Source organism: Bradyrhizobium sp. USDA 10063, assembly GCF_054063735.1.
Genome location: NZ_JBSSGP010000002.1, coordinates 2,313,385 through 2,328,332, shown reverse-complemented (window position 1 = coordinate 2,328,332; position 14,948 = coordinate 2,313,385). Strand labels below are relative to the sequence as shown.

Annotated in this window: 12 protein-coding genes and 2 pseudogenes; 5 read left to right on the top strand and 9 right to left on the bottom strand. The window is 62.5% G+C overall.

The features are described from left to right. The first annotated feature begins 120 nt into the window (after positions 1–120). Positions 121–783 (top strand): N-acetyltransferase, encoded by a 663-nt coding sequence (locus ACVJGD_RS13440; protein ID WP_456634782.1) that lies wholly within the window; start codon positions 121–123, stop codon positions 781–783. A gap of 21 nt (positions 784–804) precedes the next feature. Here ACVJGD_RS13440 and ACVJGD_RS13435 read toward each other — a convergent pair whose 3' ends face one another. Together ACVJGD_RS13435 and ACVJGD_RS13430 are read right to left on the bottom strand one after the other, a co-directional pair. After that, positions 805–1,344 (bottom strand): D-glycero-alpha-D-manno-heptose-1,7-bisphosphate 7-phosphatase, encoded by a 540-nt coding sequence (locus tag ACVJGD_RS13435; RefSeq protein ID WP_456634781.1) that lies wholly within the window; start codon positions 1,342–1,344, stop codon positions 805–807. A gap of 88 nt (positions 1,345–1,432) precedes the next feature. Continuing rightward, a complete protein-coding gene (locus tag ACVJGD_RS13430; RefSeq protein ID WP_456634780.1) occupies positions 1,433–2,659 on the bottom strand; it encodes a phenylacetate--CoA ligase family protein in 1,227 nt (408 codons plus the stop codon). 101 nt (positions 2,660–2,760) lie between these two features. On the opposite strand from ACVJGD_RS13430, the gene ACVJGD_RS13425 reads away from it, so the two are divergent. Beyond that, a complete protein-coding gene (locus ACVJGD_RS13425) occupies positions 2,761–3,909 on the top strand; it encodes an AGE family epimerase/isomerase (protein WP_456640248.1) in 1,149 nt (382 codons plus the stop codon). 14 nt (positions 3,910–3,923) lie between these two features. Here the strand turns inward: ACVJGD_RS13425 and ACVJGD_RS13420 are convergent, their stop codons facing one another. The 6 genes and pseudogenes from ACVJGD_RS13420 to ACVJGD_RS13395 all read right to left on the bottom strand — a co-directional run bounded on the left by ACVJGD_RS13420 (position 3,924) and on the right by ACVJGD_RS13395 (position 10,788). Continuing rightward, positions 3,924–4,763, bottom strand: coding sequence for an ABC transporter ATP-binding protein (locus ACVJGD_RS13420; protein WP_456634779.1), 840 nt, complete (start codon positions 4,761–4,763; stop codon positions 3,924–3,926). Positions 4,764–4,908: 145 nt separating this feature from the next. Next, the gene (locus tag ACVJGD_RS13415) at positions 4,909–6,189 is read right to left on the bottom strand and encodes an ABC transporter substrate-binding protein (protein WP_456634778.1); all 1,281 of its coding nucleotides are present in this window, start codon (positions 6,187–6,189) and stop codon (positions 4,909–4,911) included. Between the two features lie 56 nt (positions 6,190–6,245). Next, positions 6,246–7,014, bottom strand: a pseudogene (locus tag ACVJGD_RS13410) (branched-chain amino acid ABC transporter permease). 3 nt (positions 7,015–7,017) lie between these two features. Continuing rightward, on the bottom strand, positions 7,018–7,911 hold the full coding sequence (locus ACVJGD_RS13405) for a branched-chain amino acid ABC transporter permease (protein ID WP_456634777.1): 894 nt from the start codon (positions 7,909–7,911) through the stop codon (positions 7,018–7,020). 130 nt (positions 7,912–8,041) lie between these two features. After that, entirely contained in the window at positions 8,042–9,970 is a 1,929-nt protein-coding gene (locus tag ACVJGD_RS13400) for an AMP-binding protein (RefSeq protein ID WP_456634776.1), read from the bottom strand. Beyond that, entirely contained in the window at positions 9,967–10,788 is an 822-nt protein-coding gene (locus tag ACVJGD_RS13395) for an ABC transporter ATP-binding protein (protein WP_456634775.1), read from the bottom strand. The genes ACVJGD_RS13400 and ACVJGD_RS13395 overlap by 4 nt, the downstream gene beginning before the upstream one ends. A 339-nt stretch (positions 10,789–11,127) precedes the next feature. Between ACVJGD_RS13395 and ACVJGD_RS13390 the strand changes: the two genes are divergently transcribed. From ACVJGD_RS13390 to ACVJGD_RS13380, 3 genes and pseudogenes are all read left to right on the top strand, one after another. After that, complete coding sequence (locus tag ACVJGD_RS13390; RefSeq protein WP_456634774.1) at positions 11,128–11,802, top strand: Crp/Fnr family transcriptional regulator; 675 nt, start codon at positions 11,128–11,130, stop codon at positions 11,800–11,802. A gap of 150 nt (positions 11,803–11,952) precedes the next feature. Next, positions 11,953–13,038, top strand: a complete 1,086-nt coding sequence (gene gmd / locus ACVJGD_RS13385; RefSeq protein WP_456634773.1) for a GDP-mannose 4,6-dehydratase — start codon at positions 11,953–11,955, stop codon at positions 13,036–13,038. Beyond that, a pseudogene (locus ACVJGD_RS13380) lies at positions 13,019–13,977 on the top strand (GDP-L-fucose synthase family protein). The gene gmd and the pseudogene ACVJGD_RS13380 overlap by 20 nt, the downstream one beginning before the upstream one ends. Before the next feature lie 18 nt (positions 13,978–13,995). On the opposite strand, the gene ACVJGD_RS13375 reads toward ACVJGD_RS13380, so the two are convergent. Next, positions 13,996–14,838, bottom strand: a complete 843-nt coding sequence (locus ACVJGD_RS13375; protein ID WP_456634772.1) for a uroporphyrinogen-III synthase — start codon at positions 14,836–14,838, stop codon at positions 13,996–13,998. Between the last annotated feature and the right edge of the window lie 110 nt (positions 14,839–14,948).

Below are 14,948 nucleotides of genomic sequence, written 5' to 3'. Positions count from 1 at the left end.
TTTCCTGCGGCATCTCGAAGAGGTATTGTCCTGCCTTGATTTGTCGAGATGTTTGCTAATATACGATAGGAACTTGCCAAAAGTGTGTGGACTGACGCCTGCGGGACATAGAGTATTTGCATGAAGAGGTTAGACGAAGATTCTTGTGCACCATTCATCCATCCGACCGCGGTTGTCGAGGAAGGTGCGAAGGTCGGTAGTTTTACCAAGGTCTGGTACTTCTCGCATGTCGCGCCGGGAGCAGTGATAGGCGAAAATTGCAGTCTTGGCCAAAACACCTACGTTGAGCGCAACGCTATCGTTGGTAATGCATGTCGGCTTGGTAATTCTGTCTCGATTTTCTCCCATGTCGAGCTTGAGGATTTTGTCTTCTGTGCACCATACATGGTGTTCACCCACATCTCGTTCCCGCGTGCCGCCGTCAACCGTCATGCCGTGTTCAAGAAGACGTTGGTCAAGACTGGTACGACGCTCGGCGCAAATTCGACCGTCGTTCCCGACATTACGTGCGGGGTAGGTACGTTCCTTGCAGCCGGCGCCACGCTGACCAAGAGTTCGAAGGACTGGTCAATGATGGTGGGCACACCTGCTCGCCAGGTCGGCTGGGTGAGCGCGTTTGGCGAGAAGATCGATCTGCCGCTAAGCGGTCACGGCGAATGGCGCTGCAAGCATACCGATGATCTCTATGTTCTGGACGGCTCAGACCTTGTTCGACATCCTGGCCCGAAGGACATCCTCAAATATGAGCCGGGCCAACGCTTGGTCCGCATGGAGGTCCGCTAGGCGTCTCGTCCGTCATCTCGATCAGCTTTGGTCTTCTTTCGATTGCAGCAGCGGTTTCACGAACCGTTCCAAATTCTGACCTGAAAACAGGTATCCTTTCAGCCCGGCGGCGCGGGCCGCCTCTAGATCGGTAGGCTTGTCCCCGACAAGAATGCTCCGGTCGATGTCAACCGGGAAGCGCTTCAGTAGATCGGTTATCATGCCCGGCGCAGGCTTGCGTCGGTCGCTGATCCGACGATAGCGTTCTATCGTCGCTTCAGGATGATATGGGCAATATTCGAACGCATCTATACGGGCTCCGATCTTCGCCAACTCGGCTGCCATCCACTCATGTAACGTGTTCACTTGAGTTTCGTCGTATAGCCCTCTAGCGACGCCCGACTGGTTGGTGATCACAAAGGCGAAGTATCCCGCATCATTGACGGCTTTTACTGCCTCACGTGCGCCCTCTATCCATTTCAACTTGCCGATCTCAAATACATAGCCCGTATCTTCGTTCAGCACTCCATCACGATCGAAAAAGACTGCTGGTCTTCTCGCAGCCATCTGATAGTGCCTCATCGATGCTCGGTGCCTGGCGCTAGAGTAGCTGAGTTGGAGTTTTCTTGCTGATAACTTGTCGCAAGTCCATATTCCCTTGAAGTTTCCATCAACTCCTTTCGTCCGAGATCACCTTGCCGTCGTTCGGCAGTTCCCCCGCGCCGACCAGTTCGACATTGCCCCCAAGTTTCGTCACGCCCCGCAAGGTCGCTGCCAGCTCGCTCTGAAGGGCGGCACTCGCCGAGGCCGCTTCTGCCTTCAGCGTCATCACGTCGGTCTCGCCGGAGCGCGTGACGATCAGGCGCAGCCGCCCGAGCTCCGGATGACGTTTGCCGATCTCGGCGATCTGTTCAGGCCGTACGAACATGCCTTTGATCTTGGTCGTCTGGTCGGCGCGCCCCATCCAGCCCTTGATGCGCATATTGGTGCGCCCGCACGGGCTTACACCCGGCAGCGCCGCGGTGAGGTCGCCGAGCGCGAGGCGGATCCAGGGGTGGTGCGGGTCGAGGGAGGTGACCAGGATCTCGCCGACGTCGCCCAGCGCGACTGGATCGCCGGTGCCGGGCCTGACGATCTCCAGGATCAGGTCCTCGTTGACCACCATGCCGTCGCGCGCCTCGGTCTCGAACGCGACCATCCCCAGATCGGCGGTGCCGAACGCCTGATAGGCCTCGATGCCGCGCGACTTGATCTCCTCCTGCAGCGATTTCGGAAAGGCCGCCCCCGACACCAGCGCGCGCTTGATCGAGGAGACATCGCGTCCGGCGCTCGCGGCCGCATCGAGCAGGATCTTCAGGAAATCCGGCGTGCCGCTATAGCCGATCGGCCGGTAGGCCTCGATCAGCTCGAATTGCTGCTCGGTATTCCCGGGGCCTGCCGGGATCACGGCGCAGCCAAGCGCGCGGGCGGAGGTATCGAAGATGAAGCCGCCGGGGGTAAGGTGGTAGCTGAAGGTATTGAGCACCACGTCGCCCGGACGAAAGCCTGCCGCGAACAGTGCCCGCGCCCCGCGCCAAGCGTCGCCCTGGGCGGCCTCGGGCTCGAAGATCGGTCCGGGCGAGGTGAACAGGCGCGCAAACGATCCCGGCGGTCCGGCAACGAAGCCGCCGAAGGGTGGGGCGGCCTTGTGCAGGGCCGGGAGTTCCGACTTGCGCAGTACCGGCAAGCGCGCCAGCGCGGCGCGGCTGGTGATAGTGGCAGGATCGACGCCTTTAAGGCGCTCGGCATAGGCCGGCGCCGCCATGGCTTGGCGCAGGATGTCCGGCAGGCGGGCGAACAGTTCCGCCTCGCGCTGGGCGGGATCGCGGGTTTCGCGGGCGTCATAGTGATCCGTCATGGGTGATCCTCACGGGTTCGCGCGATTGCGCTCCGCCTTTGACGTGCTATCAGACGGCTTCTCGCCGAACTGGCGATGCTCCAGGAAATGCAATGGCAGATATGCAGACCGCCGCGGCGAGCGACCCTTCCGATGCCGACGTCGTCGGCAGGCTGAAGCGTCGCGTCATCGATCACTGCCTTCCGCTGTGGGGCACGGAAGGCTGGGACGATGCGGCGGGGGGCTTTGTCGACCGGCTCGATCCGGACGGCCGCGCCGATCGGCTGGCGCCGCGGCGCGTGTTCGTTCAGGCCCGGCAAATCTACTGCTACGCCAAAGCCGCGCAGATGGGCTGGTACGCCGAAGGCCGCGAGATCGCGCTGAAGGGGCTCGATCATCTCCTGACAAACGCGAAGGCGCCGGACGGCCGGCCGGGCTTTGTCCACAGGTTGACGGCCGACGGCGGTGTGCTCGACGCGCGGCGCGACACCTACGACCACGCCTTCGTGCTGCTGGCGCTCGCCACCGTTTATGGACTTGATCGCGACGCACAGGTGCGCTCGGAGATCGATGCGCTGCTCGCCTATCTCGACGCGCATCTGCGCTCGCCGAATGGCGGCTTTCTCGAGGGGGCGCCGGCGTCCCTGCCGCGGCGGCAAAACCCGCAGATGCATTTGTTCGAGGCGATGATCGCCGTATTCGACGCAACGCATGATCTGGCGTTCCAGCAACGCGCCGGCGAGTTCTTCGCGCTGTTCCTTGCCAATCTCTATGACAAGCAGACCCACGTGCTTGGCGAATATTTCGAGGAAGACTGGTCCAAAATTCCGCCGGTCAGCGTCGAACCTGGACACCTGGCCGAATGGGTCTGGCTGTTGAAGGGATTTGAGCGCATCACCGGCTGTCCGACCGGACGCTATCGCGGTGAATTGCTGGCCTCGGCGCTGCGTTATCGCGACCAGGCGACCGGCTGCCTCACCGACGAGGGCGACGTCGAGGGCCGCATCCGACGTCACTCTCGGCGCCTCTGGCCGCAGAGCGAGATCGCAAAGGCCTGGATTGCGCAGGCCGAAGCCGGTGAGGCGGGTGCAGCCGACGAGGCGCGTGCCGCATTGGCGCGCCTGGAGCGGCACTATCTGAGCCACCCCGTTGCGGGCGGCTGGCACGATCAGTTCGACCACGACGGCACGTCGCTGGTCGCCACCATTCCTGCGTCTTCGTTCTATCATGTTCTTTGCGCGGTTACGGAAGCGGAGCAGGTGCTGCAATAGGCACCCGGCTGCGCTCACAGCCACCGCTTCCGCCGCTTGAAGCTCTTGAGGTTCTTGAAACTCTTGCGCTGGTCGCCGGCGCCGCCGAGGTAGAATTCCTTGACGTCCTCGTTGTCGCGCAATTCGTCGGCGCTTCCGTCCAGCACCACCTTGCCCTGTTCCATGATATAGCCGTGGCTGGCCACCGAAAGTGCCGCCCGCGCATTCTGCTCGACCAGGAGGATGGTGACGCCGAGGTCGCGGTTGATCTCCTTGATGATGGCGAACACCTCCTTGACCAGCAGCGGCGACAGCCCCATGGACGGCTCGTCCATCAGGATCATCTTCGGGCGCGCCATCAGCGCGCGGCCGATCGCCAGCATCTGCTGTTCGCCGCCGGAGAGATATCCGGCCAGCCCCGTACGCTCCTTCAGGCGCGGGAAATAGTTGAAGACCATGTCGATGTCGGCATTGACCTCGCTGTCGCTGCGGGTGAAGGCGCCGAGCCGCAAATTCTCCAGCGACGTCATATCGGCGATGATGCGGCGACCCTCCATCACCTGAAAGATGCCGCGGCGGACGATCTTGTCGGGATCGATGCCGTTGATGCGCTCGCCGTCGAAGATGATCTCGCCGCGCGTCACCTCGCCGTCTTCGGTCTTGAGCAGCCCCGAGATCGCCTTCAGCGTGGTCGACTTGCCCGCACCGTTAGCCCCTAGCAGCGCCACGATCGAACCCTTGGGCACTTCGAGGCTCAGGCCTCGCAGCACCAGGATGACGTCGTCGTAGACCACCTCGATGTTGTTGACACTGAGGAGAGGCGCCGGGGGGACCGCGGCGGGCGCCGGGTGAGTTGTTTCGATGGCTTGTGTCATCGCGATCACCTTCTCGTCGTCACCCGCGAAGGCGGGTGACCCAGTATTTCGGAGGCGGTTTGCGATTTGACCGCAAGGCCGCCGCGCACTGGATCCCCCGCCTTCGCGGGGGATGACGACTGAGCGTTGTTGACGTCACTGCGCCTCACCATCCAAGCCATTCGGGCTTGCGCGGCAGCTCCACAGTCTTGACCTTCTCGAGCTTGATCGTGCCCTTGCTCATGAGATCGTTGAGATCGCCATCGGTCGAGCCGGCAATTTTGGTGCGGTAGAGGTCGACCTTCAGCGTGCCGCGGTGATCCTTGTCGGTCCAGGTTGAGGGATTGCAGACGCCTTCCATGCCGGTCGGCACCCAGTCCTTCTTCTGGTAAAAGCCTTTTGCGACGTTCTCACCGGTAGCCCCGCCGTTCTTGGCCGCCCAGTCGAGCGCTTCCTTGGTGTACAGGGCGCTGCAGACGCCAGCGACATAGTGCACGGGGCGATAGACCTTACCAGTCGGATCCGACATCTTGGAGATTTCCATCACGGTCTTCATGCCCGGCGCATTGCCGCCCCAGCTGACGGCGGTGCGCAGCGGGAAGATGACGCCATCCGCCGCATCGCCTGCGGTCTTTGCGGCGTTCTCGTCCATGCCCCAGACGTTGCCCAGGAACTGCACGTCGACGCCGGCGGTCTTGCAGGCCTTGAGCACGGAGATGTTCGAAGCCGCCGTGTTGCCGAGATAGGCGTAGTTGGCGCCAGAGCTCTTCAGGCTCAGGCATTGCGCCGAGTAGTCACCCGGCGTCAGCGCGAACACGATCGGCGGCAGCACCTCGAAGCCGAGTTCGGTCGCGAGCGCTTCGCCGGCAGCCTTCGGCGCGTTCGGGTAGGGATGGTTGCCGCCCATATGCACAAACTTGGGCTTGCCGCTCTTGCCCTTGGCTTTCCAGTCTTCGGCCGCCCAGGTCAGCATCGCGCGCATCGCGTCGGAATAGCTTGGGCCGTAGAAGAAATTATAGGGCGCAGGCTTTGCCTTGCCGCTGGCCCCCACGGGGTCGGTCAGTGCTGCCGCGTAGGAGGCGGAGACATACGGAATTTTGTCCTGCGCGACGAAGCCGGTGAGCGCTTCGGTATCCGCGGTGCCCCAACCCATGATGGCCGATACCTTGTCTCCGCCTGACCATTTCTTGTACAGCGCGATTGCGCGCGGCACTTGGTAGCCATAATCGTTGGTGTCGAGGTTGACCTGCTTGCCGCCGATGCCGCCGTTCTTGTTGATCCAGGCGAACGTGTCGGCAACGGCCTGGCCATATGGCGTACCGACGTCCGAGGTCGCGCCGGAATAATCCGCGAGATGGCCGATCGCAATCTGCGCCTGCGCCGCTGCCGAAGCGCCGCCGATCAGCAGCGCAAGAGAGACGGTGCTCAAAAGGGATTTGATCGTCATTTGTGTTTTCCTCCTGTTATTCGTTGATGCCAATTGTAATTCGTCCCGTTCCAACCTCAATGCGAGAACGGGTAGAGTTTCCAATATGCCTTGATCTGCCGCCAGCGATGCGCGAGCCCGTCCGGCTCGAACATCAGAAACGCGATGATGATCAGCCCGATCGCGATCTCGCGCAGGAAGGTGATGTTGTTGTTGAGTTGCAGCGCCCTGTCGATGGCGCCGCCCTTCAGCTGATGGCTGATCCACTAGGAGGTAGCTGACCACGACATAGGCCAGCACGACATAGAAATACTGGCGGTCGCCGCGAAGCGTGTAGCCGAAGATCGAGAACGGCTCGGCGCTCGCCGGCACCGAGCCGCCGGAAAACCATTCGGCGCGGGAGAAGAAGTCGAGCAGGATGTATTGTGCGGCGAGCGTTGCGATGGCGAGATAAAGCCCTTTCAGCCGCGCGGCCGGCACGCCGAAGATCAAGCCGACCAGCGCGGTGACGACGCCCGCGAGCGGAATCGCGAAGAACACCGGAATCGGCGCATTGTTCGAGATATAGGCCGAGGTGAAGGCGCCAAGCAGGAAGAATGCCGCGTGGCCGATCGAGATCTGCCCGGTGAAGCCGACCAGCACGTTGAGGCCGAGGGCCGCGATCGCGAAGATCCCGATCTGGATCGAGATGCTGAGCCAGTAATTCGAGAAGACGTAAGGCGCAAGGCAAGCCAGCAGGATGCCGACGATTGCGAAATTGCGACTGGTGATGGTCGGAAAGATCGTGGTGTCCGCCCCATAGGTGGTGCGGAAGTCGCCGGAGGGGATCAGGGAACGCGTCGCCATGGATCAGACCCGCTCAATATCCTTGGTGCCGAATAGGCCGTAGGGCTTGATCATCAGGATGATGATCAAGACGTAGAATGGCGCGATCTCGTAGAGATTGCCCCAGTGCAGGTACTGACTGTCGACATATTGCGCGACATTCTCGAGCAGCCCGATGATGATGCCGCCGAGCACGGCGCCGCCAACAGAATCGAGACCACCCAGGATCGCCGCCGGAAATACCTTGATGCCGTAGGCGGAGAGGCCGGAAGAGACGCCGTTGACGACGGCCACGACGACGCCCGCGACTGCCGAGACGGTCGCCGAGATCGCCCAGGCTATCGCAAACACGCTTTTCACGGAAATGCCGAGCGATTGTGCGACCTGCTGGTTGAAGGCGGTGGCCCGCATCGCCAGGCCGTATTTGGAGGCGCGGAAGAACCAGGCCATGCCGATCATCATCGCGATCGAGACCACGAGGCTCATCACGTAGACGGTCTGGATCTGCAGGCCGAACAGGTTGACCGATTGGCTCTGGAACACGCGCGGGAACGGCTGCGGGTTGACACCGAACATCCATTTCAGCGCGGCCTGGAACACCGTCGAAAGGCCGATCGTCACCATGATGACGGAGATGATCGGCTCTCCGATCATTGGCCGCAGGATCACGATCTGGATTGCGATGCCGAAGACGAACATGAACACCAGCGTGATCGGCATGCCCAACCAGAACGGCACCTGGTATTTGGCGAGCAGCGCCCAGCACACCCAGGCGCCGATCAGTAGCAACTCGCCTTGCGCGAAGTTCACGACCTGCGTCGCCTTGTAGATCAGCACAAACGACATCGCGACCACGCCATAGAGCGTGCCGACCACGAGCCCATTGATCAGGAGCTGGAGCAGGAACTGGGTATTCATGTTGATTCCTGACTCGTCATTGCCGGGCTTGACCCGGCAATCCATCGTTCAAAGAGATTCTTTCTAGTATGATGGATGCGCGGGTCGCGCCCGCGCATGGCGATCGAACATACGGCGATACGTGAGTGAATCATTCCGCGGCCTCCGCGGTCGCCGCAGGCGACAGATCCACCACCTTCAGCGTAGTCCGCACGCGCTGGGTGGTGCCGTCCTGGAAGCGGATCACGGTATCGACCGGAATGTTCGCGTCGCCGCGATAGATCGCGTCGATGATGTCGGCGTATTTCTCGTTGATGACGCCGCGGCGCACCTTTCGGGTACGGGTCAGTTCGCCGTCGTCGGCATCGAGTTCCTTGTAAAGGAGCAGGAAGCGGGAGATGCGTTGGGCCGGCGGCAGCGAGGCGTTCACGGTCTCGACCTCCCTGCGCAACAGCGCATAGACCTCGGGACGCGAGGAGAGGTCGCTGTAAGTCGTGAACGAGATCCGGTTCTTCTCCGCCCATTTCGAGATGATGGAATAGCGGATGCAGATCATGGAGGCGAGCGCGTCGCGGCCGGCGCCGAGCACGACCGCTTCCGCAATGTAGGGCGAGAACTTCAGCTTGTTCTCGATATATTGCGGCGAAAACCGATCGCCGCGCGAGGTCTCGGCGAGATCCTTGATGCGGTCAATCACCACGAGTTGCTGATTGTCGTTGAAATAGCCGGCATCGCCGGAACGCATCCAGCCATCCTCGATGTCTGCGGCGGACGCCTCGGGGTTCTTGTAGTACCCCAAAAACATGTTGGGGTGGCGCACCACGATCTCGCCGACGCCGTTGACATCGGGGTTGTCGACGCGGATCTCGATCGTTTCGTCCATCGCGACCCCCGTGGTATCGGGATCGACCGCGCCGGGCGGATGCAGGGTATAGGCGCCGAGCAGCTCGGTCTGGCCGTAGAGCGTGCGCAGCGGCACCCCCATGGCCCGGAAGAATTTGAAAGTATCGGGGCCGAGCGCCGCACCGCCGGTCGCCGCCGAGCGCAGCCGCGTGAAGCCGAGGCGGTCGCGGAGCGCGCGGAACAGAAGCTGATCTGCGACCACCGAGCGCTTGCCCTGCTCGAGCGCGGCAAGCCCCGTTTTCATACCGACGTCGTAGAGCCTTTGCTTCAATGGCGACGAATCCATCACGCCGGCCCGCACGTCGGCCGCGATCGCCTCCCACACCCGCGGCGCGAACAGCACGAAGGTTGGCGCGATCTCGCGAAAATCGTGCATCATGGTGTCGGGCTCTTCAACGAAGTTCACCTTCATCCCGCAGAGCAGACCTTTACCGAGCGCGTAGACCTGCTCCATGATCCAGGGCAGCGGCAGCACCGACACATATTCGTCGTCCGGTCCCTTCGGGTCGAAGGAGAGATAGGTCGCGCAGTGCTTGAGCACACGGCCGGCGGCGAGCATCGCCAGCTTCGGATTGGCTGTCGTGCCTGACGTCGTGCAGAGGATCGCGACGTCTTCGCCATTGGTGGCATCGACCAGCGCGTCGTAGAGGCCGGGCTCGCGCGCGGCGCGCTCGCGGCCGAGGCCGGCGAGCTTGCTTGCCTCCATCAGGCGTGGGTCGTCATATTTCCGCATGCCGCGCGGATCGGAATAAACGATGTGCTTCAGGTGCGGCGCCCGGTCGGCCAGCCCCAGGAGCTTGTCGACCTGCTCCTCGTCCTCGGCGAATACGAGCTTCGCCTCGCCGTAGTTCAGCAGGTAGGCCGCTTCCTCATCCAGCACGTCGCGATAAAGCCCGAGACTCATGGCGCCGATCGCGTGGCTGGCGATTTCGGCGGCCACCCAGTCCGGGCGATTGTCGCCGATGATGCCTATGACGTCACCGCCGCCGAGTCCCAGTTCGATCATGCCGAGCGCGAATTCCCGCACGCGGGCCTGGTAATCGTTCCAGGTGAATTCACGCCACAGACCAAGATCTTTCTCGCGCAGCGCGATCTCGCGGCCATGCTCCCTGGCATTCAGCCGCAGCATCTTGGGAAAGGTGTCGGCCCGCGCGGCTCTCCCGGCGTAGTCCATCATGCCGCGCTCTCCCGCGGCAGCGGCACGTCGTCGGGATCGACCAGCGCCTCGTCCTCTTCGCCGAGATAGGCGCGCTTGACGTGGGGATCGGCGAGCACGGTGGCGGGATCGCCCTCGGCGATCTTGCGACCGAAATCGAGCACCATGACGCGGTGGGAGATGTCCATCACCACGCCCATGTCGTGCTCGATCATCACGACGGTCATGCCGAACTCTTCGTTGAGATCGACGATATACCGCGTCATGTCCTCCTTCTCTTCGAAGTTCATGCCGGCCATCGGCTCGTCCAGCAAGATGAGTTGTGGTTCGAGCGCCATCGCGCGGGCGAGTTCCACGCGCTTGCGCAGGCCGTAGGGAAGCGTGCCGGCGGTCGCCTTGCGCACCGACTGCAGGTCGAGGAAATCGATGATCTCCTCGACCTTGCGGCGATGATCGAGCTCCTCGCGCCGCGCCCCGGTCAGCCAGTATAGCGATCCCGTGATGAAATTATTCTTCAGGAGGTGATGGCGGCCGACCATGATGTTGTCGAGCACGCTCATGTGGTGGAACAGCGCGAGATTCTGGAAGGTGCGGCCGATGCCGATCGAGGGCCGGGCGTTCGGATTAAGGCCCGTGATGTCCTTGCCGCGATAGAAAAGCTGGCCTTCAGTCGGCTTGTAGCGGCCGGAAATGCAGTTGACGATCGAGGTCTTGCCGGCCCCGTTGGGGCCGATAATGGAGAACAATTCGCCAGGCTTGACGCCAAAGCTCACTTCGGTCAGCGCACGGACGCCACCAAAGCGCAGCGACACCCCGCGCACCTCCAACGTGTAATCCACCTATTCCCTCCAGAAGCGGCGCTTCACGCGCTCTTTGTCTCTTGTTGCAAAGACAGCGATAATCTTACATCGGCCGTTCCGGCTAAGCCATCCGACTAACTAATGGTGCCTCGTTCCAGTGCGGACGCCACCCGTTCATGCGCGGTAACGCCGCACCCGGCACCTTGCCCCGTTCGCGCTTCCACGCGTGTCGTGCAGATGACATTGCGCCGGTGGCTCTCCATAGGGCAAAGCGATACGGTGAAATGTCTTGCGCCCGACAATTGACCGACAAATTTCGTTTGGCCGGCGCGTTGTTGCGGCGCAGCATAGCGGGATGGACCACAGTTTAACGGGATCATGATTGCTGCCGATTACCTGAAGCGCATCGCGGCCTGGTCGCGTGAGCTGGATGACCGCGAGATTGACGTCGCGCGCAGCGGCATCATAGAGAAATCCTACAGCGCCAATGAATTCATCTTCATGCGCGGCGACCGTTTCGACTATTGGACCGGCGTGGTCACCGGGCTGGCGCGGATGGGCATCGTCTCCCGCGGCGGCAAGGCCGCAAGCTTCGCCGGATTGACTGCCGGCGCCTGGTTTGGCGAAGGGTCGGTGCTGAAGAACGAGGCGCGGCGTTACGACGTGGTAGCGCTGCGTGACACGCGGCTGGCGATGATGGACCGCAAGACCTTCGTCTGGCTGTTCGAGAACAGCGTGGCGTTCAACCGCTTCCTGGTGGCGCAGCTCAACGAGCGGCTTGGCCAGTTCATTGCGCTCCTGGAATACGGCCGCACCCTGGACGCGACCGCGCGGCTGGCGCGTTCCATCGCTTCCCTGTTCAATCCAATTCTCTATCCCGAGCTCTCGCGCCATCTCGAGATCACGCAGGAGGAAATCGGGGCGCTTTCTGGGATCTCGCGTCAGAATGCGAACCAGTGCCTGAAGCGGCTGGAGAAGGAGGGGCTGTTGCGGCTGGAATATGGCGGCGTGACCATCGTCGACCTCGAACGTCTCCGCCACTACGGCGAATAGTCCTGGCGACCGGTTCGGCGCCGTTTTTGCCCGAAAGCTTGAGCCTAACGGCCTGATTCCAAACGGTTATGGCATTAGACTTCGCGGAGGACGGATGCTACAGACCGAGCCATTCGCAACTCGGCGCAGTTCCGCGCCCTCGGAGAGGATATGGCAGTTCAGGACTCCAAGCGACGTGTGGCGCTGATCACGGGCGTCACCGGTCAGGACGGCGCCTACCTCGCCGAATATCTGCTGGGCCGTGGCTACACCGTGCACGGCATCAAGCGTCGCTCGTCGTCGTTCAATACGGCGCGCGTCGATCATCTCTATCAGGATCGCCATGTCGGCAACGTGCCGTTCCTGCTGCATTATGGCGACATGACCGACTCCACCAACCTGATCCGGCTGATGCAGCAGATCAGGCCGACCGAGATCTATAACCTCGCCGCGCAAAGCCATGTCGGGGTGAGTTTCGAGAGCCCGGAATATACGGCCAATGCCGATGCGGTCGGCGTGCTGCGCCTGTTGGAGGCCATCCGCATCCTCGGCATGGAACAGGAGACGCGGTTCTATCAGGCCTCGACCTCGGAGCTTTACGGCCTGGTCCAGGAGGTGCCGCAGCGGGAAACCACGCCGTTCTACCCGCGTTCGCCCTATGGCGTCGCCAAGCTTTACGGCTACTGGATCACGGTGAACTACCGCGAGGCCTACGGCATGTATGCTTCCAACGGCATCCTGTTCAACCATGAGAGCCCGATCCGCGGCGAGACCTTCGTCACCCGCAAGATCACCCGCGGCGTCGCCCGCATCGAGGTCGGACTCGAGGAGACGCTCTATCTCGGCAATCTCGAGGCCAAGCGCGACTGGGGCCATGCGCGGGATTATGTCGAGGGTATGCACAAGATCCTGCAGGCGGATGCTCCCGGTGATTTCGTGCTGGCGACCGGCGAAACACGCTCGGTGCGCGAATTCGTGGAACTTGCGTTTGCCGAAGTCGGCCGCGGAATCGCCTGGCGCGGGAAGGGCATCGACGAGACCGGTGTCGACATAAAATCCGGCAAGACTGTGGTCCGCATCGATCCGACTTATTTCCGCCCGACCGAGGTCGATCTTCTGATCGGCGACGCCAGCAAGGCGCGCGAGACGCTCGGCTGGAAGCCGAAGACCAGCTTTGCCCAACTCGTGAAGGAAATGGTTGCGAGCGACCTCGCCGAGGCGAGGCAGGAGGCCGCCCATGGCAAGAACGCCGTTTGAGCTGAAAGGCAAAACGGTCTTTATCGCCGGCCACCGCGGCATGGTCGGCTCCGCCTTGTTACGACGACTCGCGCAGGAAGGTGTCGAGCCGCTGACGGCGCCCCGCACCGAAGTCGATCTCCGCGATCAGGCGGCGGTCAACAGATGGTTTTCCGCGAAGCGGCCGCAAGTGGTGTTCCTGGCCGCCGCAAAAGTCGGTGGCATCGCCCCGCCAACGATCTGCTGCGCGCCGAGTTCCTCTACGACAATCTGGCGATCGCGACCAACGTGATCCACGCTGCTCACGTCAACGGAACCGAGAAGCTGATGTTTTTCGGCTCCTCCTGCATCTATCCCCGTCTGGCGCCACAGCCGCTGCGCGAGGATGCGGTGCTGACCGGGCCGCTGGAGGCGACCAATGAGCCTTACGCGATTGCCAAGATCGCAGGCATCAAGATGGCGGAAACCTATCGCAGCCAGTACGGCGCGGATTTCATCAGCGTGATGCCGACCAATCTCTATGGTCGCGGTGATAATTATGATCCCGAATACAGCCACGTCGTCGCGGCCTTGATCCGCCGTTTCCATGAGGCGAAAGTTTCGGGCGCGCAGAATGTCGTGGTCTGGGGCACCGGCACGCCGCGGCGCGAATTCCTCCATGTCGACGATCTCGCCGACGCCTGCATCCACCTGATGAAGGTCTATTCCGACAGCGGTCTGGTCAATATCGGCACCGGCAAGGACATCACGATCGCGGAATTCGCCCGCGTGGTCGCGGCCACGATCGGCTATGACGGCGAGATCAGCTATGATCCCTCGCGGCCGGACGGTACGCCGCGCAAACTGCTCGACGTCAGCCGGCTGGCTGCGCTTGGCTGGCGAGCGAAGACGTCGCTGGAGGATGGGATCAGGCTCGCCTATCAGGCATATCTGAGCGAGACCCAGCAGGCGGCGGAGTGATTTCCTGACCGCACAGCGTCACCGCGCCGCCATCCGCGGTGGCCGCTTCGCCAGCGCCACCGCCATCGCCGAGATCAGCGGCTTCATGAAGTAAGCGTCGTTCGCCGGCGCGATGTCGGTGCGCAGGCCGTGCGAGGCGAGCTCGCCGGAGACCGCCGGCCCCACCGAGGCGATCGAGGTCCGGTCGAGGCCCTGGCGCAGCCTGTCCTCATAGCCACGCGCCCGCGCGGCTTCGAACAGCCGGCGCACCTGGCCAAGGTTGGTCAGCGCGATCGCATCGATCCGGCCGTCGGCCATCTCATCGATGGCCGCGACGATGTTGGCGTCGGCAGCCTTGGGATCGTAGACATAGGGCAGCACGCTATCGACCTCCGCGCCCTGCGCCTCGATCGCGCCGATCAGCGCGCCGTGATCCTTGTCCGGATAGAGCTGCAGACCGAGCCGATGGCCTTTCAGCTCGATGCGGGACAGCATCTCGATGACGCCTTCCGAGGTCGGTTTCTCCGTCGTCACCTGCGGCTCGAGCCCGATTTCGCGCAAGGCACGGCCGGGTTTTGGGCCACGGGCGAATTTGCGGGCCTTGGTCAGCGCCGCGACGAATTCCTGCTCGACGCCGATGCGGCGCACGACTTTCATCAGCCGCCGCAGGCCTTCGCCAGTCATCAGCACCAGATCGTCCAAGGGCCTTTCGATGCAGCGCTTGATCCAGGCCTCGATCGGCGCCGGATCCGGCGCATCGTGGATCGCGAACATCGGACACTGCAGCACGTCGGCGCCCTGTTCGGCGAGCAGGCGGGAGAATTGCGCTTCCTCGCGCGTCTCCAGGATCAGGATTCGGTAGCCGTTCAACCGGTCAGCCATGGTGTGCCTCTTATATAGTTCAATTTGGCCCCTGCCGCGGGAATGGCGCAAGGGCCATGTCGATGGTAGAGCAGGGCCGCAGATCCGCGTTCCATGCGGCTGCCCAAGCC